We start from the raw sequence: 26,707 nt of genomic DNA on the forward strand, positions 1-26,707 counted from the left end.
AGAAGACATCGCTGCGTAATGCCTTCTTTTCACGCACGTTGTCTTTTATCAGGTTTCCCAGGCGTGTGGAGCAAACAAATAACCTTTGTTACGCACGGTTTTAATCCGGTAGGGCTCGGTGGCATTATCCTGCAGCTTTTTGCGCAGACGCGATATTGCCACGTCAACGCTGCGGTCCATTCCGTCATAGCTTACGCCGCGCAGGTTTTTCAGCAGCGCGTCGCGGTCCATGATTTGCCCGGCATGCGTGGCCAGCTCCCACAGCAGGTCAAAATCAGCGGTGGAAACGGCAATAAGCTCGCCGGAAAGCAGGACCTGACGGTTAACCGGGTCAATAGACAGCGTACCGAAGCGCATCGCTTTGTGCGGTGTCAGAGACGGTGCGGGCGCTTCACGCTCAATGCTGGCATGCTGGCGCAAATGCAGGCGCAGGCGGGCAAGCAGGACGGCAGGCGGTGTGGTTTTCAGAATGTAGTCATTGGCGCCCATCTCCAGCGACAGAATATGGTTCATATCGCTGTCCAGTGAGGTGAGCAGGACGATAGGACCGTCCCAACGGGCGCGCAGATCGCGACAGAGCGTCATGCCGTCTTTTCCAGGCAGCATGATGTCCAGCAGCACCAGATCCGGGTTTTCACGGACGACCACCTCTTCGGCACGATCGCCGCGAGGCTCAACAATGACGTCCATATCATGTTTACCCAGATAGGCGGCGATCAGTTGCCCGACTTCGGGTTCGTCTTCAACATAAACAATCTTATTCATACAGCGTCTGTTTTCGTGAAAAAAGCCAACATACACCGCGGAACCTTAACCTTCCATTAATCTTTCAAAATTAACGCCGCTTCCGTTATTCTGGCGTTTCTTGTTATTTGATTGTTATAAGGAAAAATATGGGGCTGGTGATCAAAGCCGCGCTGGGGGCGCTGGTGGTGTTACTGATTGGCATTCTGGCAAAAACCAAAAATTACTATATTGCCGGGCTGATCCCACTGTTTCCGACCTTTGCGCTGATTGCCCACTATATCGTGGCCTCTGAGCGGGGTACGGAAGCGCTACGCACGACCATCGTGTTTGGCATGTGGTCAATCATCCCCTATTTTCTCTATCTGCTTTCACTGTGGTATTTCACCGGTTTTCTGCGGCTACCTCTGGCGCTGGGCGGGGCAGTGGCCTGCTGGGGGCTCAGCGCCTGGGTGTTAATTTTCTTCTGGAGCCGCTTTCACTAGCGCAACGGGCGGCCGCCGTCCACGGCAAAGGTTCTGCCGGTGACGTAGCAACTGGTAAGCAGGTAATCCACAAGGTCGATCACCTCTTTCTCGCCCGGCGCAATTTTCATCAGCGACTTATTCAGCGCCTGCTGGCGGTACTCCGCATCATCGTTTTCGTTAAACAAAATCATCGCCGGGGCGATGGCGTTCACCTTCACCTCAGGCGCAAGCTTGCGGGCAAAAGAGCGCGTCATGTTATCCAGCGCGGCTTTACTGGCCGCATAGGCGATGTGCTTGTCGCTGCCGCGCTCCACCACATAATCGGTGAAGTGGATAATGTCACCCGCCGCATGCCCGTGGCCGCGCAGCAGATCCTGCAGAGCGTGGTTGAGCAGATAAGGGGCATTAACGTGGATCTGCAGCATGGCGGAGAGCGTGTCGCTGAGTGACGTGCCGGGTTTCTCGGCACACCATGCGCTGGCGTTATGGATCACCGCGCGCAGACCTGTCGTTGTGGATTTTACCTTTTCAGCAAAGGCCAGAATGCCTTCATCGGTCGAAAAATCCGCCTGAATGCAGACCGCCCCGGCTTTACGCAGCCCGTCAATCGACGGGTATTCCGTACGGTAGCTGACAATGACCGGATGGCGAAGGTTGAGAAAGTGATGGGCGAGAGCGAGGCCGATACGGCGGCCTCCGCCGGTAATCAGTATTGGGCGAAGCGGTGCATTTCCCATCGTATTCTCCTTTACAGTTCAACAATGGGAAGGCAGTGCTATCCCATTAACATCCAGGTTGCCGGTATGGCAGCAACCAGTAACATCCCGATTAAGGCCATTTCACGGCGTTTCAGCGCGTTCTCCAGCTGATGCGTGCGGCGGGCGTAGATAAACACCAGCAGACCCGGCGCGTACAGCACCACTGACAGCAGCAGATGCATAGGCCCGGAAGCATACAACAACCACAGGCCGTAAATACAGGCCCCGACACCCACGACATAGTGCGCCGGACGCGTGGCGATTTTTAACAAATATGCCCCCACTAAGAAATAGGGTACCAGAATCATCTCTGAGGCGATGGTCAGTAGGGTGTTATAGTCTGAACCTGTGAGCCAGATCAGCACCAGACAAACCTGAACGCTGATGTTGGTCAGCCAGAGTGAGGCAGATGGCGCATTATTTTGGTTTTGACGGGCAAACAGGCGAGGGAACGCCTTGTGCGTCGCAGCCAGGAACGGCACTTCAGCCGCCATGATGGTCCAGCTCAGGTAAGCGCCGCAGACGGAGACGATCAGCCCTGCGGCAATCACCACGTCGCCCCAGGGGCCGAGCATTTTCACCATCAGGCCAGCCATTGACGGGTTACGCATTTCGGCCAGTTCAGGACGTGCCACCACGCCCAGCGACAGCAGCGTCACCAGCAAATACACGCCCAGTGCTGCCAGGACGGCCAGCAGCGTAGCGCGGCCCACATCGCGTTTATTACGCGCGCGGGCAGAGACCACGACGGCACCTTCGACGCCGATAAACACCCACAGGGTAATCAGCATCGTGTTTTTCACCTGTTCCCAGACCGGAACGCCCAGCGCAATGCCGCTGAAATCAAGCGTAAACACGTCGAGACGAAACGCAATGAAGGCCAGGACGATAAACAGGCCAAGGGGGACCAGTTTCGCCAGCGTCGCGACCAGGTTGATGCTGGCGGCGGTCTGGACACCGCGTAAAATCAGCCAGTGAACAATCCACAGCAGCACCGAGGCGCCGACGATAGACTGCCAGGTATTACCGTCGCCAAACAGGCGCAGTTCTGGGGTATCGGTAAAGAAACTGAGCGCCGAGAAGACGATCACCAGATAAGAGACGTTGGCGATGACCGCGCACAGCCAGTAGCCCCAGGCGGAACAGAAGCCAATCAGCTCGCCGAAACCTTCACGTGCATAGGTGAAAATGCCGCCGTCCAGATCCGGGCGAATGCGCGTCAGCAGCAGCATGGCAAACGCCAGCAGCAATATGCCAACACCGGTAATGCCCCAGCCAATGAGCAGGGCGGCAGGGCTTGCGACGGCCGCCATGTTCTGCGGTAAACTGAATACGCCCGCGCCCAGCATTGAGCTCAATACAAGTGCAGTTAAAGCACTCAGGCCAAGTTTCTTTTCCATTGGCTTCCTGTTATGAAAAGTCCCAATCCAGAATAATTATTTCGCTGAGGCGCATAAAAATGGTGGATCACACTAAGGCGCGGGATTTTACGGAGTGTAACGAAAGCATGCAATGATGTGTGGCAGAAATTCAAAAAAAGTAACAAAAAAGGCGGCATTGCGCCGCCTTTCGTCAACGATTTTATTACTTGTACAGATCGGCGCTGATGGTCACGTTGTTGCCACGTTCCTGCCACTGGCGGGTAATGTGGTAATACTTTGCCCCTTTCTTCGCCGCACGCTTCGCGACCTGGTAAGAGACTTCCGTCATGTTGCCGTAGTTGCCGGTAAACTTGATGCTGTCGAACGGTACCATCTGCGCGGCAGTGGCTTTGTTCAGCTCTTCAATTTTGGTGCCGTCCGGCAGCGTAACGGAATAGCGACCGCCTTTCGTGGATTGCGTTTCAAAGAAACGGCCCACTTCAGCGCTTGGCGCCGCAGAGGTCGCTACGCCTGGAATTTCGACTTTCTTCGCTTCTTCGCCGCCTTTTGCTATCGCCGCGCGACCCGCTTCGGAGTCAGCAGGGATGGCATCCGGGCTCTGCAGAACGCGTTTTTTCGCATCTTCTTTGTAGATGAATGCGGTAATTCGCTGGTTGCCGCCCTGGTTAGCATCCACCTGACGGACGATATAGAAAGAGTAAGCCCCTTTCTCTTTCGCGGCTTTGGTGATGGCATCGTTCACTTCAGGCTGGCTGCGATAGAAGCCCTGAACGGTGACGGTGTCGTAAGGTTCCAGCTCAATCGCCTGATCTTTTGGCAGCTCAACGATACCGTTGATCACGCGGTTCTTCGGTGCGTCAGCTTTTGGCGCATTATCTTTATACAGCGCAATGGTCACGCGCTGGTTACCGCTGTTGCCGTAATCGGACTGGTCAACTACGTAAAACGAGGCCGCCCCGTTTTTATCAGCGGCTTTTGATGCGGCGGCGACGGCATCGCCAATGGAATTATAACGACCCACAATGACCGTATGGTCAAAAGGTTTTAACGCTGCCGCTTGCTCTGGCGTTAACTCTGTTGCGGCATTCGCAGACAGGGCGGTCGCACAGAGAAGTGCGGACGCCAGGAGTGTGTTCTTAAGCTTCATAAAAATAATCCTTCGCCTTGCGCAAACCATGTACTGGTATTGTTGTTAATTTGAAACGGTCCCGATTATGGCATTTAAAACCCGTCGCTGTCTGCGCCATTTTTCACTGCCTGTGCTCACTGAATTAACGAATTCGATAACATTTAGTGATATGTTGAAAAAACAGGCGTTTGACAAGCAAAACTGATAAAGCATATGACTTTTACAAGTTAATTTAATGTTAATAACTTGTTCTCTTATGGCGCTATATCATGTTTTTACCGCTTCGCTTGCGCGATTTATCGGTTCTGGCGATGAATTTAAGGTAAATATCACTGTCAGTGACGCCGATCGCTTATTTTTCACAGATAAAGTAAGAAATAGTGTTTTCTGGCGGTAGATCGCGGGCGCTATTTTCAGTAGGTTATAGACAGTTTGTTACTGTTTTATTTTCCGGGGTTAATCATTTCTCGTCGCTATCGTGATGGCGAAAATTGATACAAACCGCGGGCATTTATCGACAAACCATCATCAAAAACCGATGGAAGGGAAAACTATGCGTATTGGGGTACCAAAAGAACGGTTAGCCAATGAAACCCGCGTAGCGGCAACACCGAAAACGGTGGAGCAACTGCTTAAACTGGGTTTTACCGTCGCGGTTGAAAGCGGCGCAGGCAAGCTGGCGAGTTTCGATGACGACGCCTTTATTCAGGCTGGCGCGGAAGTGGTGGACGGGGCCGAAGTCTGGCAGTCGCCTGTGATTCTGAAGGTCAACGCACCGGAAGAGAGCGAGATTGCGCTGCTGAATCCAGGAACAACGCTGGTGAGCTTCGTCTGGCCTGCACAAAATCCTGAACTGATGGAGAAGCTGGCGGCCCGTGGCGTAACCGTGATGGCGATGGACTCCGTGCCGCGTATTTCGCGCGCGCAGTCGCTGGATGCGCTGAGCTCCATGGCAAATATTGCCGGCTACCGTGCCATTGTTGAAGCAGCCCACGAATTTGGACGCTTCTTTACCGGTCAAATCACCGCGGCGGGGAAAGTCCCACCGGCGAAAGTGATGGTGATTGGCGCGGGCGTGGCGGGGCTTGCTGCAATCGGTGCGGCAAACAGCCTGGGTGCTATCGTACGCGCATTTGACACCCGTCCTGAAGTGAAGGAACAGGTCCAGAGTATGGGGGCCGAATTCCTTGAGCTGGACTTCAAGGAAGAAGCAGGCAGCGGTGATGGTTACGCGAAGGTCATGTCCGAAGCCTTTATCAAAGCTGAAATGGAACTCTTCGCCGCGCAGGCGAAAGACGTCGACATTATTGTTACCACCGCGCTTATTCCGGGTAAACCGGCACCGAAGCTGATCACCCGTGAGATGGTCGACTCCATGAAGCCGGGCAGCGTGATTGTCGACCTGGCCGCGCAGAACGGCGGTAACTGCGAGTACACCGTCGCCAATCAGGTGACCACGACTGCTAACGGCGTGAAGGTGATCGGCTATACCGATCTGCCAGGCCGCCTGCCAACCCAGTCCTCTCAGCTGTACGGTACCAACCTGGTTAACCTGCTGAAGCTGCTCTGCAAAGAGAAAGACGGCAACATCACCGTTGATTTTGACGACGTGGTGGTGCGCGGCGTCACCGTCGTTCGCGAAGGTGAAATCACCTGGCCTGCGCCGCCTATTCAGGTTTCCGCGCAGCCTCAGGCGGCACCGAAAGCAGCGCCTGAGCCAAAAGAACCGGCGAAACCGGCTTCTCCGTGGCGTAAATACGCCATCATGGCGCTGGTTATTATTCTGTTCGGCTGGCTGGCTGACGTCGCGCCGAAAGAGTTCCTCGGCCACTTTACCGTCTTCGCGCTCTCCTGCGTTGTAGGCTACTACGTGGTGTGGAACGTCTCCCACGCGCTGCATACGCCGCTGATGTCGGTCACTAACGCCATCTCCGGGATCATCGTGGTGGGGGCGTTGCTGCAGATTGGCCATGGCGGCTGGATCAGCTTCCTGAGCTTTATCGCGGTGCTGATCGCCAGTATCAATATTTTCGGTGGTTTCACCGTGACTCAGCGCATGCTGAAAATGTTTCGTAAAGGCTAAGGGGTAGCATATGTCTGGAGGATTAGTGACAGCCGCATACATTGTTGCTGCAATCCTGTTTATTTTCAGTCTGGCGGGGCTTTCCAAACACGAAACGTCTCAGCAGGGGAATAACTTTGGTATCGCCGGGATGGCGATTGCGCTGATCGCCACTATCTTCGGGCCGGATACCGGCAATGTGGCGTGGATCCTGGTGGCGATGATCATCGGCGGCGCGATTGGTATTCGCCTGGCGAAACGCGTTGAAATGACCGAAATGCCGGAGCTGGTTGCCATTCTGCACAGCTTCGTGGGCCTGGCGGCGGTGCTGGTAGGCTTTAACAGCTATCTGTATCACGAACCGGGTCTGGAACCGATTCTGGTCAATATCCACCTGACTGAAGTGTTCCTCGGTATCTTCATCGGTGCGGTGACCTTTACCGGCTCGATTGTGGCGTTCGGCAAGCTGCGCGGTAAGATCTCTTCTAAACCGCTGATGTTGCCAAACCGTCACAAGCTGAACCTGGCGGCGCTGGTGGTGTCGTTTGTGCTGCTGGTGGTTTTCGTGCGTACCGAAAGCGTGGGTCTGCAGGTACTGGCGTTGCTGGTGATGACCATTATTGCGCTGGCGTTTGGCTGGCATCTGGTGGCATCCATCGGCGGTGCGGATATGCCGGTGGTCGTCTCGATGCTGAACTCCTACTCCGGTTGGGCGGCGGCGGCGGCGGGCTTTATGCTGAGCAACGACCTGCTGATCGTCACCGGTGCGCTGGTCGGTTCTTCCGGTGCGATCCTGTCTTATATCATGTGTAAGGCGATGAACCGTTCGTTCATCAGCGTTATCGCAGGTGGCTTCGGCTCTGACGGTTCTTCTACCGGCTCTGACGAAGAAGTGGGCGAGCACCGTGAGATCAGCGCGGAAGACACCGCAGAGATGCTGAAAAACTCGCATTCTGTGATCATTACCCCAGGCTACGGCATGGCGGTGGCGCAGGCGCAGTATCCTGTGGCGGAAATCACCGAGAAGCTGCGCGCGCGCGGTATCAAAGTACGCTTTGGTATTCACCCGGTGGCGGGGCGTCTGCCGGGCCACATGAACGTGCTGCTGGCGGAAGCGAAGGTGCCATACGACATCGTGCTGGAAATGGACGAGATCAACGATGATTTCGCCGACACCGACACCGTGCTGGTCATTGGCGCCAACGACACCGTTAACCCGGCGGCACAGGACGATCCGCGTAGCCCAATCGCGGGGATGCCGGTTCTGGAAGTATGGAAGGCGCAGAACGTTATTGTCTTCAAACGCTCCATGAACACCGGCTATGCTGGCGTGCAGAACCCGCTGTTCTTTAAAGAGAACACCCATATGCTGTTTGGCGATGCCAAAGCCAGCGTGGATGCGATTCTGAAAGCGCTGTAATTTCGCTTCATCCTGACAAACCGCTCTTCGGGGCGGTTTTCTTATTTCTGCGGTCGGCTTTTCTCCTCTGTCTATACTTTACCCTTTGCGTAATACGAGGAGGTGTAATGCATTTTCTGTCCCGCTTCGACATCATTGCGTTGATGATGACGCCGACATTCTGGATAGGCGCCGCCACGGTTGTCTTTGTGACGCTGCTGGTGTACTGGCTGCTGACGCGCCTGATCGCGTTCGTTAAGAAAGGGATCACCACCTGGGGCGACAAGCACCCGACCACCAACCGGATGCGTTTTATCCTGACGGATATGCTTAACCGCACCAGCCGCTTCCTGCTGTTTGTGGTAGCGCTGCTCTTCAGCCTGCGTTTCGTTGACTTACCCGATCATCTTTTTGGCACCGTCAGCCACGCCTGGTTCCTTGTCTTCGCCATCCAGGTGGCGCTGTGGATGGATCAGGGCGTTGTGTCGTGGCTTCGTCACGTCATGCTGGCGCCGGGAAGCCATAAAAACCCGGTCACGCTGGTGATCACGGGGCTTATTCTCCGCGCCATCGTCTGGTCAGTGATGCTGCTGTCTATCCTTGCTAACGCGGGCGTCAACATCACTGCTCTGGTTGCCAGCCTTGGGGTAGGGGGTATTGCCATCGCCCTCGCTGTACAAACGATCCTCAGCGACGTGTTTGCCTCATTATCTATCGGTTTTGATAAGCCGTTCGAAATTGGCGATTTTGTGGTGTTCAACGACGTGGCGGGGACGGTAGAGCACATTGGTCTGAAAACGACCCGTATTCGCAGCCTGAGCGGGGAGCAGATCGTCTGTGGTAACGCCATTTTGCTTCAGCAGACGCTTCACAACTACAAACGCATGCAGACGCGTCGCATCGTCTTTACCTTTGGCGTGGCCAGCGACACGCCGCCGGATAAGCTGCGCTACGTGGGGGATATGGTCAGGCAGATCATCACTGATGTGGGTGAGACTAAATTCGATCGCGCCCATTTTCTGGGATTTGACCGTGACCGCCTGACGTTTGAAGTTGTCCATATCGTCAATACCGCGGATTACAACAAATACATGGACATCCAGCAGGAGATCAATATCCGTATTCTTGAAGGGTTGAACGCTCAGGAGATTAAGCTGGCGCTGCCCAGCATGGTATTGCACGCGCCGTGGATGCAGGAGGAATCAGGTGAACAGCCGAAACCGGTAATGGAAAGCTGAGAAAAACGCCCGCCGGAGCGGCGGGCTTGATGTTTACGTTAATCGTCTTCCGGGTCATCCAGCTCAATCGGCGTCTGATACTCATCCGGCTTAATGACCAGCAGGTCGCAGCGCAGATGGTCGATCACCTGTTCGGCAGTATTGCCGAGGAAGGCGGCAGAAATACCGGTCCGGCCAATGGTGCCCAGCACCACAATCCCGGCCTGCAGATGTTCGGCCAAATCCGGGATCACCTCTTCAGGCAGCCCTTTTTCCACATGCGTCATGTTCTCATCAATGCTGAACTTCTGGCGCAGCGCTTTCATCGCCAGCAGGTGCTGACCGCGGATCGCGTCGTTATAGACGCTCGGGTCAAATTCCGGCAGCTCGATGGCGATATTGATCGGGGTAACCGGATAGGCGCCCACCAGATGCACTTCGGTATGGTTAACCTGATCGGCAAGCTGGATGGTTTCCTTCACCAGCTTCTCGTTGAGCGAATTGTGATAATCCTCTTCGCTCGCCAGGTTAACCGCCACCACGGCTTTCCCGCCCTCAGGCCACGGCTGGTCTTTTACCATCCAGACCGGGCAGGGGCATTTACGCAGCAAGTGCCAGTCGGTCGGGGTGAAGATCACGGATTCCAGCTTGTCGTGCTGGTGTGCCATCTTCAGCAGCAGGTCGTGCCCACCGGCAACAACTTCCTGGATGATGGCTTCAAAAGGTCGGTTATGCCAGACCACTTTAATATCAATAGGCACTCCCGCTTCCAGGTAATACTTCGCCTGTTCACGGATCCACGCGGTACGCTGGCTGATGACGCCCTGACGCATAGCGGTGCGCTCGTCAGGCGACAGAAGGGTGGTCATCTCATACGAGAAGTCATAGATCGGCAAAAACGCTTTGATTTTGCCACCAATCCGTTGATGTAAATACACAGCACGTCGTAATGCTGGCTGATCGTCCTGATTCGGATCGATAGCTACCAGCATGTTTTGATACTTGGCCATACAGGTCTCCTTACTACTGTCACCACAGTCTGTAATTAAAAGAGTAACCTATATATCCTGAATGAAACAGAGGGGAGCTTTTGCCAGATCAATAATTCATGAAAATTTATCAGAGGAAAAGCACGGTGGATGTCACCGCGATAAACGCAATAAACAGCAGCACCATCACCGCTATCGCGAACGTTGTGGAATCCTGAACGTAGGTTTTTTCCTCACCCTTCATCGGGCCGACAAGCATGATCCAGATGAAGATAAAGGTCACTGAGGCAATCACGACTGAAACGAAAAACAAACTTTCTCTCAATTCATAACCTCAACGACAACCTTTCAGGTGCTGTGCGGGGACGTGCTACGGTGAAAATGTTTTGAAACGGAAGTGATTATACCAGACCAATAAATCACGAGAATTTATCAGTCTGGTTATCAACATGCGGAGAGTTACGCCACGTTGCGGGCGTGCCCGGCAAGCACGGCCAGCGCTTCGCCGTTTTCGATAGTGATGTATTTACCCTTAACGGCCAGCATTCCGCTCTTCTGGAAACGGCCCAGCAGACGGCTGATGGTCTCCACGGTCAGGCCCAGGTAGTTACCGATATCGCCACGGGTCATGGTCAGACGGAATTCACGCGGCGAGAAACCACGCTCGGCGAAGCGGCGGGAGAGGTTATAGATAAACGCGGCCAGGCGCTCTTCTGCATTCTTTTTGGAAAGCAGAAGAATCATGTCCTGATCGCCTTTGATCTCACCGCTCATCAGACGCATCATCTGCTGACGCAGGTTAGGCATCTTACCGGACAGATCGTCCAGCGTTTCAAACGGGATTTCACAAACCATAGAGGTTTCGAGTGCCTGAGCAAAGCTCGGGTGGTGGCCAGTGCCGATGGCATCAAAGCCCACCAGATCGCCTGCCAGATGGAAGCCGGTGATCTGCTCATCACCCTGTTCGGTGATGGTGTAGCTCTTGATGGTGCCAGAACGGATAGCATAGAGCGATTTCAGTTCGTCTCCCGCTTTAAACAGCGTCTGCCCTTTCTGAATAGGCTTTTTGCGCTCGATGATGTTATCAAGCTGATCGAGTTCATGCTCATTCAGGGTAAACGGGATACAGAGCTGGCTGATGCTGCAATCCTGGCAATGGATAGCACAACCGCCAGACTGAATGCGTCGTATAATTCGCTTTTCCGGGATCATAGGTTTGCTCAAGCCTTAATTGATATTGGTCAATTTTAACATCTTTTTGGGAAGTACGTAAGCCTGACAAACCATCAATAAGGACAAGAGAGGGCAACGTGTTGCCATCTTCTTGAAATTCCACAGCTTGATTATGGATTTTTGGCCTAACCGGTAGAAAATTAAGCACAAAAAGCCTGGAATCTACAGCAAGAGATACCCTTCGTGACGCAGTAACCACTCCTTGCGCTGCACGCCGCCGGCATAGCCGGTCATGGTGCCGTTGCGGCCAATAACGCGATGGCAGGGAACCACAATGCTGACCGGATTGGAGCCGTTGGCGGCACCCACCGCACGTGCGGCACCTGCTCGGCCTAGCTGCTCTGCGAGCTGGCCATAATGCATGACCTGTCCGCACGGGATCGCCCGCAGCGCCTGCCACACTTCGCGCTGAAAAGGCGTGCCTGCGGTGGCGGTTGGAAGCGTATCAATGATGCTGAGATCGCCTTCGAAGTAGGCGCTGAGTTTATCGCACAACCCCCCGGGGTTAACCGCATTCAGGCGCTGATAGCCTTCTTTACTGTAATGGAGGGTGAGCAGCATCTCCATGCGATCGCTGTGCTCCTGCCACTCTACTGCTCTTAAGCGGTACTGTTCATCACATATGACCCATAACGGCCCCAGAGGCGTGGGAATCAATTCCTGCAATAGTGTTAACATAAGTGATACCTGAATAAACAAAGCCATTATCATGTCGGGAAATTTCGGGATGTTCAAGACCCAGCGAGGGAACAATAGGGGTAGTTTTTCAGATTATATTTATAAGTGATAAGGATAGATTTTGGGGGGGATAGCATACACTGTGGATAACAGTATCTGGGGTTACTTAAAACGTGCGTGCGTCCTTATATTTATTCATACGGTTTATATCTGTCGGTGTGGTGAATACCGCTATTCATGCTTCTGTGTTTCTCTTCACCTGTTTTTTATTTTCATTACCGCAAAGCCTGGCTAACGTAATTGCTTTTTTTGTTGCAGCATCGTTTAGCTTTGTTGCTAACGCTACCTGGACTTTCAAAAAAAAACGGACCTTGCGTAAATATCTCCTTTTCATGATGACGATGGCTTGCCTGGCGTGGTCGACAGGTAAACTGGCTGAGGTTATCGGACTTCCCGCTTTATTCACGTTGCTGACGTTCTCTTTTATCAGCATGGTACTCGGTTTTTTATTTTCTAAATATTATATATTCAAGGATTGAATATGGTTATCTCACTTGTGATACCGGTTTTTAATGAGGAGCAGGCTATTCCCCAGTTTTCCAACGCGTTGCGATGCGAGCCTCTCCTGGCGCAGTACACGCTTGAATTGATTTTTGTCGACGACGGAAGCCGCGATAATACTGTACAGGCGATCCGTCGGGAAACGTTTCCCGGCAGCGTTCGTCTTATCGAGTTTAGTCGTAACTTCGGTAAAGAAGCTGCATTGCTGGCGGGGTTACGGGCGGCAACGGGCGATGCGGTGATCCCGATTGATGTCGATTTGCAGGATCCTGTTAACGTCATTCCGCGGCTTATTTCGCGCTGGCAGGACGGGTTTGATACCGTACTTGCCCAGCGCATCGATCGTCGTTGTGATACCTGGTTAAAACGAAAAACAGCACAGTGGTTTTATCGAGCACATAATAAAATTAGCTCGCCAGGCATTGTGGAGAACGTGGGTGATTTCAGGCTTCTGTCACGTGAGACGGTAAACGCTATCCTTCACTTACCTGAAAGAACGCTGTTTATGAAAGGTTTGCTTTCATGGACGGGGGGTAAAACAACGGTTGTGACTTATTCCCGGGAATCTCGTCGTTCGGGTACCAGCAAATTCAACGGCTGGAAATTATGGAAGCTGGCGGTGGAAGGTATTACCTCATTTTCCATTTTTCCACTCCAGTTATGGACTTATCTGGGTTTTTTTATCGCCACCCTTTCTCTGGCGTATGCGTTATGGATGATAATCGACAAACTCATTTGGGGAAATGATGTCCCTGGCTATCCATCATTAATGGTAGCTATTTTATTTATTGGCGGCGTGCAGCTAGTCAGTATTGGGGTGTTGGGTGAATATATCGGCAGGATTTTTATCGAGGTGAAAGGGCGTCCTCGTTACATACTTAAGCATGGAAGTGAGGGATGTGACGATGTTAAAAAATAATGCGACAATGATGGGTTTATTTGCGCTTTGTGCCTTTGTTTATTTTTTCCCAGCCCTGAGTCAGACCTATCTGTTCAATGATGATATCGGGCGTAATGCCGTAGGCTACGGCAGGTATGAATTCACGGGGTTAGGTGAATATGCCGACAGCGGTCGTCCGGCCGCAGAAATTCTCATTCGCCTGCTTTCCGGGTGGATTGGTCGTTCAACCGACATTGTGGCGATTAATCTTGCGCCGTTAACCAAACTCATTAGCGCGATGTGTGTGGCGAGCGTCGCGTGGATTGTTTATCAACGAATCATCAAGGAAGCAACCTGGAGCGGTTTCCTGGTCTGCCTGACGGTCGTCTTCTCTCCCTGGTTTATTCATTGTATCCAGTACAGCTTTGACTCAGTGTCAATGGGCGCCGCATTACTTCTGACCGCACTTCCGTTTATTGGTGAGCGTAACTGGCGCGGCTACCTGTTCTTCTATGGCTGCTATTTACTTTCGCTCTGTTTTTATCAGCTTTTCCTGGTTGGCCCGTTTTTGATTATCGTGGTACTTCTGGTAAAAGAGTTTTTTGACACCGGAAAATTAAGCCTTGCCACGCGGCAACACTATGGGAATGTCATCATAGCGTTATTTGCCGGGTTTGGCACGTATAAAGCATTTATTCTGCTGCTGCCACTAAGGGAGTATGTATTAATACACGGTAAAATGCTGGCGCTAAGTATTATTTTTCCGGCGCAGGTGTTTACACATCTGAAATATCTCATGGATGTATTTTTCTCGCCATTTTACGGTACGGCTGGAGTGGTTCTTATCGTATTGTTTTTGTTTTCCATCGCGGGTGCGGTCGTGGCGGCAAAACGTATCCAGCGTAACATTTGGATCTGTCTAACGATCTATTTATTATCCTGTGTGCTGGGTCTGCTAATGGCATTATTGCCCCAGGCGCTGTTACGTGATCCTCTTTATGCGGGAAGGGCGATGGCGGGGAATCAGTTCGTGATGCTTATTTGGTTCTTCCCGCTAGTTTATCTGCCGAAGAGACTATTTAAATATCTTTGCACGGGCTGGGTATTTTTCTTCACGCTGATGGCAAGCCTGAATGCGGCGATTACAGGTGCTATTCTGGCGCAGTATCAATATGAAGATCGACTGCTTGACGTAATTTTAAACTACCCGGTCAATGATACCTTGCCTGAGAAAATCTTTTTGATTGCACCTTATTACGCTAAAGATCGTGTCTGGTTACGCCAGGCGAGCAACGTTCGCGCTAATTTCCCCTATACAAAATATATTTTGCATAATACTTTTATTCTAAATGCCAGTGTCTGGCCGACCCGCCAGGCGCAGTTATATAACAGGGATATACTTATTCAAAAAGTAAAAAACGATAATTCTTTCTGCCAGTGGAAAGATAAACTGGTCAGGCAGGAGTTTACCATGTATGTCAAGGGTGATGTACGCTACGTTGATTTTGACAAAACAGCGTGTACTAAATCGTAATATATAACAGCGCAAAAAACTGGGCCTGCCGACATCGTCAGGCCCATGAACACACAGCCGTGCTTCCTTTCGCAAGCCCACTTTACATTTTTCCATTACAGCAGGTTTTCTATATATAGCATACGGACCGGAAAATGACAGGGTATTTACTGATTGATTTCACAAAATTTTAACTTAAATTTGAATTTTACACGCCGTTAAATTTGAGTTAAGTCTTGTTGAAGATAATCACTCCACAAATATATTTAGCGCTTTTAAAATATGGCTTCCCCGGTAATAAAACCGATCTTCTCCGCGTACCCGTTTGTCATTGAGCCCGTTATCCTCTATGGGTATAGTACGTCTCTCAGATGTAGCCGGAGGATTTCCATGAACCCTGACGACAAATCCCTTTTTCTTGACGCCATGGAGGATGTCCAGCCCCTGAAACGCTGCACGGATATCCACTGGCAGCAAAGCCGTAATACCCGGGCTCGCCAGGACATCGACACCGAACAGCTCGACAACTTTCTGACCCTGGGGTTCCTTGAGTTACTGCCGCTTGAAGAGCCGCTGGCGTTCCAGCGCGAAGGCGTCCAGCAGGGCGTTATTGATAAGCTACGTTCCGGTAAATATTCCCGTCAGGCCAGCTTAAATCTGTTACGTCAGCCGGCCGAACGCTGCCGCCAGATGCTGTATTCCTTTATTCGCCAGGCCAGTCGTGACGGGTTACGTAACCTGATCGTTATTCACGGGAAAGGGCGCGAGCAGAATTCACATCCTAATGTGGTGCGTAGCTATCTGGCACGCTGGTTAACTGAGTTCGAGGAAGTGCAGGCGTTCTGCGTGGCGCTGCCGCATCACGGCGGCAGCGGAGCTTGCTATGTTTCCCTGCGAAAATCCGACGAAGCGAAGCAGGAGAACTGGGAACGGCACGCCAAGCGCAGCCGTTAGCGGGCGATATCCTCGCCCGCCTGTGGCTCAGAACGTTTCCCAGTTACTGTCAGGGGTGGCGTTAGCCGTTGCCGGGCGCAACAGCTGTGGCGTTTTCACATTGGCCGGGCGCGGGGTTGCCGCGTTTTCTTTCCCGTTCAGACGAAATGCGGCTACGGCCTGGCGCAGCTGTTCGGACTGATCTTCCAGCGCCGCTGCCGCCGTGGCGGACTGCTGCACCAGCGCGGCGTTTTGCTGCGTCACGCTGTCCATCTGCGACACGGCCAGACTTACCTGTTCAATTCCGCGGCTCTGTTCATCCGATGCGGACGAAATCTCGCCCATAATATCGGTTACGCGGGTGACGGCGGCGACAATCTCCTTCATGGTCGCGCCCGCTTCACTGACCTGTTCAGAACCGGTGTTCACCCGGCTGACGGAGTTCTCGATAAGCCCTTTGATCTCTTTCGCCGCCTGCGCGCTGCGGCTGGCCAGCGTACGGACTTCACCCGCAACAACCGCAAACCCGCGCCCTTGCTCGCCCGCACGGGCCGCTTCCACCGCAGCGTTAAGTGCCAGGATGTTGGTCTGGAAAGCGATGCTGTCAATCACGCCGGTAATGTGCGCAATCTGCTGCGAACTGTCGGCAATTTCGTTCATGGTGCGCACCACGTTATCCACGACGTGACCGCCGCGAGCCGCCGTTTCAGAGGCGTTTTTCGCCAGTAACGTCGCCTGACGGGCATTATCAGAGTTCTGTTTAACCGTTGCAGTCAGCTCTTCCATGCTGGCAGCAGTCTCTTCGAGCGAGGAGGCCTGCTCTTCGGTACGGGCGGAAAGATCGTTGCTTCCGGCGGCGATTTCACCCGCGCCGGTGTAGATGGAGTCGGTGCTGCCGCGTACGGCGCTGACGGTCGTCACCAGCGACTGCTGCATCTCATGCAGACCAGCAGCCAGCTGACCCATCTCATTACGGCCAGAGAGGGCGATATTCTGTGTCAGGTCGCCTCCCGCAATGGCGCGAATATGGTTCATGATGGTGTTGAGCGGCTTTAACAGCAGGTGCTGTAAACCCTGCCAGATCACCACCAGCACGGCGATAACGGCCAGGAAAATGGTTGCCAGCGTCCACTGCATCTGCGTGAAGCTGCTCTGGTTTTCTTCGGTAGCCGCCTTCAGCAGCGTGTTGTTCTCGGCGCGCCAGCGGTTATAGACCGCTTCCATGTCGTCCTGGGCCTGCTGAGCGTCCAGATCGCCGTAGGCCTGGTAGTTGTCGGCACGCAGGTACTCAATCGACAAACGCATCACCTCGTGCATCTGATTCCATGACTTCTGCATCTCGTCGGTTAATGCCGCATTCTGGCCGTTAACCTGCGGCATTTTCTGCCATTCTTTGTTATAGGCTTCAGCTTTAGCCAGCGAGTCGCCTGCGGTGCCAAGCAGTTTGTTAATTGCGGCAAGGGACGCCGGGTCGCGCTGGTTCTTCAGGTAGCGGATCGCCACGCGGGTGACGGTAACGCGTGTTTTCACCAGCGTGTTCACGCTGTCGCTCAGGCTTTCCTGCTGGGCATTCAGCACGCCGGAGTTCTGAAAGTTATGGCGATCGTTGTTGACGGCAGAGTAGAACAACCCTCCCGTGACAACTTGCAGCAGACAGAATATGGTGAGGGCAAAGATAATACCGGTAATCACGTGCAGATTTTTCAGCATAGCGGTCGTCCGTTAAAAAGATGCAGAGGTACACTCATACTATCGTCGTATAAAATTTAAACTTTAATTTAACTCGCGCTTAACTAAGGGCTCCGGTGAGGAACCTGTTGTAAATCCGGATCATTTTTATGAGGAAGGTCAACATGAGCAGCATTGATAAAAGCGGAACGTACGCGCTCGGAACGCGGACGGTTAAACGACTGGGCTACGGCGCGATGCAGCTTGCCGGGCCGGGCGTATTTGGCCCTCCGAAGGATAAGCAAGCCGCGCTGGAGGTGTTACGCGAAGCCGTGGCGGCCGGGGTGAACCATATTGATACCAGCGATTTTTACGGCCCGCATGTGACGAATCAGCTGATCTGTGAGGCGCTTCATCCTTACCGGGACGATCTCACCCTCGTCACTAAGATCGGCGCCCGTCGCGACGACAAAGGTGCCTGGCTGCCGGCCTTTTCCGCGCAGGAACTGACCCAGGCGGTGCATGACAACCTGCGCAACCTGAAGCTGGATGTGCTGGACGTGGTGAATCTGCGGATCATGTTCAGTGCACATGGCCCTGCAGAAGGATCGATCGCGGAACCGCTTTCCACCCTCGCAGCGCTACAGCAGCAAGGGCTGGTGCGCCACATTGGCCTGAGCAACGTCACGGCCACGCAGGTGGCGGAAGCGCGGAAGATGGTGCAGGTGGTCTGCGTGCAGAACATGTACAACATTGTGAACCGTGGCGATGACGCGCTGGTGGATTTACTGGCGCAGCAGGGGATCGCGTATGTACCGTTCTTCCCGTTAGGAGGCTTTACGCCACTGCAATCTTCCGGCCTGCAGGCCGTCGCGGATTCTCTGGGGGCTACGGCGATGCAGGTTGCGCTGGCGTGGTTGCTGCAACGTTCTCCAAATATCCTGCTGATCCCCGGCACCTCTTCGGTGGCGCATCTGCGGCAAAACCTCGCGGCGGGAGAACTGCAGTTACCGCCCGCAGCGCTGGAAAAACTGAACGCGCTGATGGACTAATTACGACATGGGCAAAGCCGGAAGGGTACTTTCGGGCTTTGCTTTTTCAGGCTTCTCGTTGACTTATCTGTCTGTGAAGCGCTAATGCTTCCGCCACAATTTCCTGCTTGCTTTTACGCGTCTCAAAGGCGGTGATTCTGATGTATTCCATCAGGTCAGCCTCAATGCGGGCGCTGAACATTTTGAGATCGGCCTCCTTGGCTAAACCGCGTGCAACGCGCTTGTCAGGATAGTCACGAGCTGGCACAGGAAACGTCCTCCGGGAAGTCTTAATAATTCGTGCGATGAATATGCTTTTTTATCAGACAAAAGTCAATGTGTAGTGTTTAGGTAGTGATTTTATTTCGTCCACTTGCGTATAAGTGATAAGGAAGTGATTGAGTGGTGACTTGTTTGTGACTTTTGCGTTGGATTATTAAAAATCATAGAGCGGGTGACCCGCTGTGGATGTTGCCAAATAAAATCCGCTCAAACTTCAACGCGTTTGGGTTCGCTTCCGGAAATGACCTTGATCCTTGCCCATAATCCGTAATACTGTATTTACATACAGTATTTGGCGAGAAAGGCATTTATGGACACTCTCTTTTCTTATCACTCAAAGCAACACCTTGAATTACCTTTATATCTTGAGCGTGTTGCCTGTGGCTTTCCAAGCCCTGCGCAGGATTATGTGGAAGATCGTCTCGATCTTAACCGGCTGGCGGTCAGGCACCCCAGCGCGACCTACTTTATCAAAGTGAGCGGGGACTCCATGATCGGCGCGGGGATTAGCGACGGCGATCTGCTGGTGGTTGACCGCTCGTTAAATGCTGAACATGGGGACATTGTTGTGGCGTCGGTCGGCGGTGAGTTTACGGTAAAAGAGCTACAGACCCGCCCGGTTCTGCGGCTGCTGCCGCGTAATGCCCGCTATCAGCCGATTGCCTTTCAGTCCGAAGAGGAGCTGCAAATCTTCGGCGTCGTCACCCACACTCTCAAAACGCATAAACATGTTCGCGCTGGTTGATGTAAATAGCTTCTATGCCTCCTGCGAAAGGGTGTTTCGCCCCGATCTGGTGAATAAGCCCATCGTGGTGGTGTCCAACAACGACGGCTGTATTATTTCGCTGTCGCGGGAGGCAAAGCAGTTTGGCATAAAAATGGGGGTGCCCTATTTTAAATTCAAAGAGAAGGGGTACCCGTCGCGGGTTTACGTTTTCAGCTCGCACTATGCGCTGTATGCCGCTGGCTGCATTCGGTCATCAGATGCGCACGCAGGTTTTTAAAAACACCGGGTTAACCGTTGGCGTCGGGATTGCGCCGACCAAAACGCTGGCGTTATACAGTGATCAATATTTTTTGCATGAGAGTCACAGATGCTGGCTTTTCTACATGTGCTACCAGCATATTCTGCAACGCAGAGTCGCAGGATATGCGAATCAAGGGAGCGTTACTTAAGATGCTAATAACAAAGGAACTCGAGAGAAAACTGATCTTGGCCCGCTATTTCCGGACAGCTTTTGTAGCTTACGTTAACGATGCCCGCTGCCGGGTGTGAAATCATTCATTCAGAAAAAGCCAGCGGCAGCAGCCGGGACGGACTACACGTTGAACTCCCCCATCAGGAGGAGCCAGATATTTTATGTATGGTTGGAATACCGCTACGTTCAGCGAACGTAGCGTATCGTAAAACTGTACAAAAGCTAAATCGTATTCCCTATAGAAGTACAGGGTTTTGTGTCAAACAATCAGAATGTCCAGCGGACGCCGCCCGTATAGTTCCAGCCTTTGGTGCCGTTACTGTCAAGCTCCTTGCGGTAATCCACCTCGGCATACAGCGACAGATCGTTTTTAAAGGTGACGGTTCCACCACCGCCCAGTTCACCCATCTGGCCAAATTTACCGCTGGTAAAGGTATGGCTGATGGCAACGTTTTCGGCACCAATGGTCGTTTTGGCTTCGCTCCCCCAACCGCGATAATAGTTTGCGCGTAGATACGGCGTGTACTGACGTCCGGCATCATCCGTCCAGGTACGGTCGGCACGTACGCCTGCACGGCCAATCGTCTGGCTATAGTCTTTATACTCTACCGTCGTGGTGTCCTTGTCGGTGAAGTTGTCCATATCGATGCGGGTATACATCAGCTGCGCCTGAGGCTCCAGCTTCCAGCCATTATCAAACTGGAACGGATAGCCGCTTTCCAGCGAGGCGCTCCAGCTTTTTCCTTTCGGTGAAGCCACGGCGTGCTGACGCTGGATATCCGTGCTGCCACGGTGTCTGTCAAAGGACAGCACGCCGTCCATATAGAAGCCGTTCTGCCGCTGCCAGGTCATGTAGAGCGCAATGCTGTTGCTGTCAAATGAGGTTGAGCTGAAACCGTCTGCGGCATCCGGACGGACACGGCTGTTACCGCGCGTCCAGGCGACACCTCCGCGCAGACTGTCTTTCTCACCGTCCAGACGCAGCAGATTGCCGCCCAGCTGCATGGCGTTGTAGTCCATGTCGAAGTCATAGCCAAACTGCTTAAACCCGACGTTGGTTTTATACGTCATGTTCGAGCCGATATAGCGCAGGAACATTTCACCGCCAGTACCCTCCGTCCGGCTTTGTTCATGACGCAGTTCACCAAGACGCTTGTGCAAATCGTCGATGATCGACGCGTTGTAATAGGCCAGCGCGACCGGGGCTGAAATGTAAGAGGGGACCTGTGGCGTGACGGCCAGACGTCCGGGCGCGCAGTTATCCACACCGTCGACCACGCAGCCATCATCCGGCGGATTAGTGAGCGGCTGGCTGTCCGGATTAACCGGAACAGAAGGTTGTTCCGGCGTTCCTGGATTAACGGGCGTCACCGCGACCTCTTTCACTTTCGGGCGACAGTCATCCCCTTCGCAGACATAGGCGTTGGCAAGGCGGTAATCCCAGAACGTATTGGTAATGCCGCCCGGGACTTTACGCTGGTTCGCATCGCTGGCGCCTGGCGCAAAGCTGTACAGATTATAGCGCCACGGCCCGGCCGCCAGATAGCCGCCTTTCAGGCTGAAACTGCCCGGACTGGCATTTCCGGCAACCTGCACCAGGGAGATGCCTTCATAGGCTTCCACCGTTGAGGAATGGTTCAGGTCGGTGAGGTTACCGGTGCTGAGCAGTGATGGCGTGACGTTAAGCAGGGTGGTTCCGCTGCTGGCATTGCCCTCAACTGTCAGCATGTCGCTGAACTGATTTCCCGTGACACCGCCTTCATTAAGGTGGGTGATCATGTTGACCGTACCGCCATCTGAGACCAGATCGCCATCAATATTGAGGGTATTACCCGGCGAGCCGCTGCCGTTGGTTAAATCGATAATCCCCGCATTGGTGACAATGGCCGAGTTCTCTTCACCGCCGGAAATGGTGGCATGCACACCGTTACCGGCAAACAGCGTGGAGGTGCTGTCGATATTCACATTACTGTGCGCCAGTTTCAGGTTATCTGTGAGTTCCCACTGGGTGCCATCAACAAAGTTGATCACATTCCAGCCGCTGCCTAAATTTACGCCACGCGTCAGGTCATCCTGAGTAAACGAGCCGCCGCGCGAGACAACCTGCGAGAAGTTAAGCTGGTTGTCGGCACCCACACCGCTGGTAATATGGCGGGTGAGGGAGAGATCCGCCCCGTTGATCCAGGCCCGGTTAGCGTTACCTTCGCCGAGCGATATGCCGCCATTAAGCAGACTTTTCGTCAGGGTCACGGTGTCATCGCCCCCGCCGGTACTAACCTCACCAGTGATGTCACCCCTGGTCAGGTCAAACACGTCATTTCCGTTCCCCCCCGCGACCGCCGTTGCCGTGACGGATGAGGCGGCGATCGTGCCCTGGTTTTCAAACCTCACGCCGTTGCCGTTACGAAGGTCAACCACTGGCGCGCTCAGGCTGGAGGAGGCCAGGATGCCGGTGTTCAGCACGGACGCCGCCTGACCGGCAACCAGTGCCGATCCCCCCGCGCTGTTTGTCACGTTGACCGTCGCGGAAGTGACGACATCGCCTTTGGTGTTGGCGTTAATCCCGGTACCGCCCGCGCCGCTCACGTTAAAGAGATAGCCTTTGCCAAGCGTCAGTGCCCCGGTGGTGGTGGTCAGATCGGCCTGGGTGAAATTCAGGCCTGTGCCATTGCCCGATACGTTAACCGCCACCTGCGATGCCGGATCGAACGCTGTTGCCGTACGAATACCGTAGCCATCTTTTACGTTGATAGTGGCGTTTTGCAGGATGACGTTGCTCGTTTCCGCGCGGTTTTCAATACCGTGGCCTGTGCCGTTAACGTTGAGGGTGGTTTGCGTCATCGCCAGTCCGGCGGCGCCGCTATCCAGCAGGACACCGTGCGCGGTACCGGCGGTCGTGATGTGATTATCATCGCCGTTTAACACCAGCTGTGTGCCGTCGGCAATGCGTACCCCCGCCACGCCATCGTTAACGGTGATATTGCCTGAGCGGGAGACTGATGTCCCCCCGCCGCTGGCGTCAATCCCGGTCCCGCTGGCGATATTAACGGTGCCGTTATTGGTAAACGTCCCGCCAGAAACCAGTTTTGCGCCAATACTGCCAGCCCCCGTCAGCGCGATTGTCCCATTGTTGATCACATTCCCAAGCGTGGTCGCCAGATAACCGATAGCCCCGGCGGCGCTGCCATTGAGCGTGGCGGCGCTGGTCAGCGTGGTATTCGGATTGGGATCGCTCACTATTGTTCCATCGGGCTCTCGTTTTTGTCCATCTGCCACGCCACCAATACTGTTGACACCAGTTAAGGTCAGCCAGCTGGTACTGTCCAGATTGCCCAGCGCGCCCCCTTCAACGGTGATTGCCCGTGCTCCCTCGCCGCTGGCAATCAGCGTCGCGCCAGAGGCATGAATACGCGCATCGTTCCCGGTACTGACCAGTGCCTTGCTGTCTTTACCGGACGCCGTGAGCGAGGACGCATTCCCCAGCGTCAGCAGGGCACCATCGGCAATACGGTAGAGCGTTGAACGCTCGGTATTGACGTTGAGCACGCCGGTGGCGCTGTTGATGACGGAACCGTCACCCACGGCGCGATAGGCAATCTGATCGGTATTATTGAATGTTGGCGTGGCGGAGCTGGCGATGTTGACCGTGCCGCCATTGAGCGCTTCGGCACCAATGGCGCCCACGCCGTTCAGGTTGATCCGTGAGCCGTCGGTCAATGTGCCCACTGCTTTAGCGCCATTCGCACTGACGCCACGGCTGCGGGCCGCGACGCTGCCGCCGTTTACGTCAATGCTGCCGCTGGTGCTGGCGGTGGTGATTAACCCGCTGGTGCCGCTGTTGACGACAATGCCAAATCCTCCGTTATTGATGGCAATATTCCCGGTATTGCTGCCGTTCGCACCACTTTCCACGCGGAGCCCGGTCGCACCCACGCCAGTAAACGCGATATCGCCGGAGTTGGTCAGCGAGGCGCGGTTGCGAGCAATATAACCGGTCAGTCCGTTTTGTGCCGAGGTGAGTACCGCATGAGAGTTAAGCGTTGTGCTCTGCGCCGGTGAGCCGGAGTTCGCGCCTGCCAGCGTATGACGCTGCCCGTCGGCGATAGCCCCCACTGCATTCATACCGGTGAGATTAATGGTGGTTGCGGCATCGATCGTCCCGGCTGCCCCCCCTTCAATCACCACACCCGTTGCGCCCGTTCCTGAAACCTCTACCGTGGCATTTTGCGTTGAAATCTGGGTTCCACCGGTTCCCGTGCCGAGCACCCCGACTGAATTTTCACCCGAGGCGGTAATGGATAAATCCGTGCCGTCAAAATCGGCCCCTTGCTCAAGGCGGAACAGCGTTGAGCTGTTGGTTGTCACGTCAAACGCGTTGTTGCCCACGGTGTTGATTCTGGCATTCGGGCCGAAGGCAAAGAAGCCAATCTGATGGCTGCCCTGACTGAAGGTTGGCACTGCATCCGGGGCAACATCGACCGTGGCGTTACCGCGGGCATGCACACCGATGGCACCATTCCCGGTGAGATTCACCGGACCATCGACCGTGGCTGACGCCTGACCGGTGCCTTGTCCTTCAACCCAGACGCCATAGTTGCGGGTCCGGCTGGCCGGATCGGCACCACCGGCGACGTTGATGGTCCCTGTAGAGCGGGCGGAGGCCGTATTGCCCTGTGTCGCCAGCACTTTGATGCCCGTGCCATTTACGCCGCTCAGATTAATGGTACCCGCGTTATTAATATTGCCCTGGGCGTTGATGACCGACATGCCCATATTGTCCCGGGGAACGGCCGTGGCTTTACCGTTCACGTCAATGACGCCGTTATTGATCATCGTAACGCTGGTCGCATTCTCCGCAGACATCCCGGCACTGTCCTGGACCCGAGAGCCCAGCACAATGTTACCGTTGTTGACGGCGTTTCCTCCGCTCGCCACTTTCACGCCGGAGGTTAACCCGCTCTGGTTGACGGACACATCAGCCGTGTTTTCCGTCAGGCTGTTTTGCGGACCGCGGCCAATATAAATGGTGCCGCTGGCATTGTTGGTAAACGCAGTACCGCTTCCGACCATCACGCCGTTGGTCGTGCCCGTGGCGCTCGTTCCGTTCACCGCGACGTTAATGTTGCCGCTGTTCTCTGCGGTCGAGCCATTCTCAAGGTTGATGGCCGATGAAACGCCACCGATGGAGGCAAAGTTGACGATACCGTTATTGGCAAAGGTACTGCTGTTCTGCAACTGAATGCCGTGCGAGCCAAAGCCCAGCGAGGCCACGCCGGTGCCGTCATTGCGATTGATAAACCCGCCGTTGACCACACCATTGTTGGTTCCTCGGCTGGCATCAAGCACCAGCGCGGGCCCGTCGGTTACCCATGAGCTGGTGCTACTGACTTTGCCGTCAATGGTGATTTCAGCGCCGTTTGTTCCACGGATGGCACCGCCATTCGCGCCGATCGCTTCCAGCGTTTTGCCTGCCGCGATATTGACTTTGGCGTTGGGGCCGCTGGCATTGATGACAATGCGGTTTCCCAGCGCCTGCGCCACATCATCAGTTGGGTCATCCGCCGATATCCGGTAGTCCACCGTGCTGGAGCGGCTACTCATCGCCTTGTTGAACTCGGTGAGGTAGGCGCTTTTATCAAGGTTGCCGGCTTTAAGTTGCGTAATTAACCAGTCGTTATAGGCCCTGAGCTCTGTCGCGTTAGTGACGTTGAAGCGGGTGGTGGCATTATCGAGGGTGGTCACGCTGAAGGCACCGTTATAGGTCACGATATTCAGCGCGCTGGACTGGCGAGGAATGGCCGGGTTGGCCGCCGTGCCGGTAAACGTAATGCGGTTGTTCGAATTCCAGTTTAGCGTCGAATCCACGCCGCTGCTGCCGTCGACATTAAACAGCAGGCTCTGTTTGGCTGCCATTGTCCAGCTGTTGGTTGACGCGCTGGAGTTTGAGCTGGCCTGGCCAATATTGACATTCAGCGTCCCGCCACCGCTGACGTCTGCGACCCGGGTATTGATGTACTGATTGTCCTGCACGTTGACCACGTCCGCGACGGTGGTACTGGCATCAATCGGTGCCAGCGCGACGAGGCTGGACGGGTTGTAAACCTGAAAGGTGGTATTCCCGCCGGTGGCCGGATCCGGAATGGTGATCCCCATGTTTGCCGGTCCGGGATCCAGTCTGTCGACCCCCAGGACCCCGTGATCGTCAACAATGCGGTTCAGCGTCTGCAATGCACCAATGGAGGTATTCACCGAGCCATCCACCCCGGTCTGGAAACGCTGATTACCCGTCAGATCGATTACGCTGCCGCCCGTCACGTTCAGGCTTCCGTTAAGTTGATCGTTATCGACCGGATTAAAGGCCTGCAGCGTGACAGCCTGAGAGAGCACGGGAAATAAAAAGAGTGGAGGCGAGGCAAGGGCGGCTAATACAGAAACCGCTACCCTCGACAGGCATAAGCTTGTTTTCATAAAGGCTCCGTAATGTAAGATGGGAAGATGTCTGTTCAATGCAAAGTATGACAAAAAGTAACGTGCGGTAACTTAAACAAGCATGGAGTAACTAGGTGTGTTTTTTCGTTAATT

21 protein-coding genes and 1 pseudogene are annotated in these 26,707 nt (G+C 54.1%); 11 read left to right on the forward strand and 11 right to left on the reverse strand.

What is annotated here, in order from left to right:
• Window positions 1-48: 48 nt before the first annotated feature.
• Window positions 49-765: a two-component system response regulator RstA gene (gene rstA, locus ACWKXT_RS02835; RefSeq protein ID WP_454531597.1), complete on the reverse strand. Its 717-nt coding sequence runs from the start codon at window positions 763-765 to the stop codon at window positions 49-51.
• A 128-nt stretch (window positions 766-893) separates the two neighbouring features.
• Here rstA and ACWKXT_RS02840 point away from each other — a divergent pair, with 128 nt between their 5' ends.
• A complete protein-coding gene (locus ACWKXT_RS02840; protein WP_454527001.1) occupies window positions 894-1,229 on the forward strand; it encodes a GlpM family protein in 336 nt (111 codons plus the stop codon).
• On the opposite strand, the gene folM is transcribed toward ACWKXT_RS02840, so the two are convergent.
• The 3 genes from folM to ydgH all read right to left on the reverse strand — a co-directional run bounded on the left by folM (window position 1,226) and on the right by ydgH (window position 4,498).
• Window positions 1,226-1,948, reverse strand: coding sequence for a dihydromonapterin reductase (gene folM, locus ACWKXT_RS02845; RefSeq protein WP_454527000.1), 723 nt, complete (start codon window positions 1,946-1,948; stop codon window positions 1,226-1,228). The genes ACWKXT_RS02840 and folM overlap by 4 nt on opposite strands.
• A 38-nt stretch (window positions 1,949-1,986) precedes the next feature.
• Window positions 1,987-3,369 carry an amino acid permease gene (locus ACWKXT_RS02850; RefSeq protein WP_454531598.1) on the reverse strand — a complete coding sequence of 461 codons (1,383 nt, stop codon included), beginning with the start codon at window positions 3,367-3,369 and terminating at the stop codon, window positions 1,987-1,989.
• Window positions 3,370-3,553: 184 nt separating this feature from the next.
• Window positions 3,554-4,498 carry a DUF1471 family protein YdgH gene (ydgH, locus tag ACWKXT_RS02855; protein ID WP_028012941.1) on the reverse strand — a complete coding sequence of 315 codons (945 nt, stop codon included), beginning with the start codon at window positions 4,496-4,498 and terminating at the stop codon, window positions 3,554-3,556.
• 535 nt (window positions 4,499-5,033) lie between these two features.
• Between ydgH and pntA the strand changes: the two genes are divergently transcribed.
• The 3 genes from pntA (at window position 5,034) to ACWKXT_RS02870 (ending at window position 9,179) form a co-directional block, all read left to right on the forward strand.
• Entirely contained in the window at window positions 5,034-6,563 is a 1,530-nt protein-coding gene (gene pntA, locus ACWKXT_RS02860) for a Re/Si-specific NAD(P)(+) transhydrogenase subunit alpha (RefSeq protein WP_061098391.1), read from the forward strand.
• Between the two features lie 10 nt (window positions 6,564-6,573).
• Window positions 6,574-7,962 carry a Re/Si-specific NAD(P)(+) transhydrogenase subunit beta gene (pntB, locus tag ACWKXT_RS02865; protein WP_028015953.1) on the forward strand — a complete coding sequence of 463 codons (1,389 nt, stop codon included), beginning with the start codon at window positions 6,574-6,576 and terminating at the stop codon, window positions 7,960-7,962.
• A gap of 107 nt (window positions 7,963-8,069) precedes the next feature.
• Window positions 8,070-9,179: a mechanosensitive ion channel family protein gene (locus ACWKXT_RS02870; RefSeq protein WP_454526998.1), complete on the forward strand. Its 1,110-nt coding sequence runs from the start codon at window positions 8,070-8,072 to the stop codon at window positions 9,177-9,179.
• Between the two features lie 38 nt (window positions 9,180-9,217).
• Here ACWKXT_RS02870 and uspE read toward each other — a convergent pair whose 3' ends face one another.
• The 4 genes from uspE to ogt all read right to left on the reverse strand — a co-directional run bounded on the left by uspE (window position 9,218) and on the right by ogt (window position 12,058).
• Window positions 9,218-10,168 carry a universal stress protein UspE gene (uspE, locus tag ACWKXT_RS02875; protein ID WP_028012944.1) on the reverse strand — a complete coding sequence of 317 codons (951 nt, stop codon included), beginning with the start codon at window positions 10,166-10,168 and terminating at the stop codon, window positions 9,218-9,220.
• 109 nt (window positions 10,169-10,277) lie between these two features.
• Window positions 10,278-10,460, reverse strand: coding sequence for a hypothetical protein (locus tag ACWKXT_RS02880; RefSeq protein WP_224224379.1), 183 nt, complete (start codon window positions 10,458-10,460; stop codon window positions 10,278-10,280).
• 146 nt (window positions 10,461-10,606) lie between these two features.
• Window positions 10,607-11,359: a fumarate/nitrate reduction transcriptional regulator Fnr gene (gene fnr / locus ACWKXT_RS02885; RefSeq protein ID WP_006174991.1), complete on the reverse strand. Its 753-nt coding sequence runs from the start codon at window positions 11,357-11,359 to the stop codon at window positions 10,607-10,609.
• Window positions 11,360-11,542: 183 nt separating this feature from the next.
• Window positions 11,543-12,058 carry a methylated-DNA--[protein]-cysteine S-methyltransferase gene (ogt, locus tag ACWKXT_RS02890; protein ID WP_454526996.1) on the reverse strand — a complete coding sequence of 172 codons (516 nt, stop codon included), beginning with the start codon at window positions 12,056-12,058 and terminating at the stop codon, window positions 11,543-11,545.
• A 173-nt stretch (window positions 12,059-12,231) separates the two neighbouring features.
• Here ogt and ACWKXT_RS02895 point away from each other — a divergent pair, with 173 nt between their 5' ends.
• From ACWKXT_RS02895 to smrA, 4 genes are all read left to right on the forward strand, one after another.
• Window positions 12,232-12,597, forward strand: coding sequence for a GtrA family protein (locus tag ACWKXT_RS02895; RefSeq protein WP_454526995.1), 366 nt, complete (start codon window positions 12,232-12,234; stop codon window positions 12,595-12,597).
• 2 nt (window positions 12,598-12,599) lie between these two features.
• Entirely contained in the window at window positions 12,600-13,538 is a 939-nt protein-coding gene (locus ACWKXT_RS02900; RefSeq protein WP_454531599.1) for a glycosyltransferase family 2 protein, read from the forward strand.
• Window positions 13,525-15,033 carry a glucosyltransferase domain-containing protein gene (locus ACWKXT_RS02905; protein WP_454531600.1) on the forward strand — a complete coding sequence of 503 codons (1,509 nt, stop codon included), beginning with the start codon at window positions 13,525-13,527 and terminating at the stop codon, window positions 15,031-15,033. Before ACWKXT_RS02900 ends, ACWKXT_RS02905 begins: the two co-directional genes overlap by 14 nt.
• A 369-nt stretch (window positions 15,034-15,402) precedes the next feature.
• On the forward strand, window positions 15,403-15,966 hold the full coding sequence (gene smrA / locus ACWKXT_RS02910) for a DNA endonuclease SmrA (RefSeq protein ID WP_454526992.1): 564 nt from the start codon (window positions 15,403-15,405) through the stop codon (window positions 15,964-15,966).
• Between the two features lie 27 nt (window positions 15,967-15,993).
• On the opposite strand, the gene tcp is transcribed toward smrA, so the two are convergent.
• Window positions 15,994-17,655 (reverse strand): methyl-accepting chemotaxis citrate transducer, encoded by a 1,662-nt coding sequence (tcp, locus tag ACWKXT_RS02915; protein ID WP_454531601.1) that lies wholly within the window; start codon window positions 17,653-17,655, stop codon window positions 15,994-15,996.
• A 143-nt stretch (window positions 17,656-17,798) separates the two neighbouring features.
• Between tcp and ACWKXT_RS02920 the strand changes: the two genes are divergently transcribed.
• Complete coding sequence (locus ACWKXT_RS02920) at window positions 17,799-18,665, forward strand: aldo/keto reductase family oxidoreductase (protein ID WP_454531602.1); 867 nt, start codon at window positions 17,799-17,801, stop codon at window positions 18,663-18,665.
• A 46-nt stretch (window positions 18,666-18,711) separates the two neighbouring features.
• On the opposite strand, the gene ACWKXT_RS02925 is transcribed toward ACWKXT_RS02920, so the two are convergent.
• Window positions 18,712-18,912, reverse strand: coding sequence for a hypothetical protein (locus ACWKXT_RS02925; RefSeq protein ID WP_454526989.1), 201 nt, complete (start codon window positions 18,910-18,912; stop codon window positions 18,712-18,714).
• 324 nt (window positions 18,913-19,236) lie between these two features.
• Between ACWKXT_RS02925 and umuD the strand changes: the two genes are divergently transcribed.
• On the forward strand, window positions 19,237-19,671 hold the full coding sequence (gene umuD / locus ACWKXT_RS02930; protein WP_454526988.1) for a translesion error-prone DNA polymerase V autoproteolytic subunit: 435 nt from the start codon (window positions 19,237-19,239) through the stop codon (window positions 19,669-19,671).
• Window positions 19,655-19,982 (forward strand): annotated as a pseudogene (locus tag ACWKXT_RS02935) (Y-family DNA polymerase); the annotation flags it as partial. The gene umuD and the pseudogene ACWKXT_RS02935, both read left to right, overlap by 17 nt.
• 410 nt (window positions 19,983-20,392) lie before the next feature.
• Here the strand turns inward: ACWKXT_RS02935 and ACWKXT_RS02940 are convergent.
• Window positions 20,393-26,593, reverse strand: a complete 6,201-nt coding sequence (locus ACWKXT_RS02940) for an autotransporter outer membrane beta-barrel domain-containing protein (protein ID WP_454531603.1) — start codon at window positions 26,591-26,593, stop codon at window positions 20,393-20,395.
• Window positions 26,594-26,707 lie beyond the last annotated feature (114 nt).

It is taken from the genome of Enterobacter sp. UPMP701 (genome assembly GCF_053709515.1).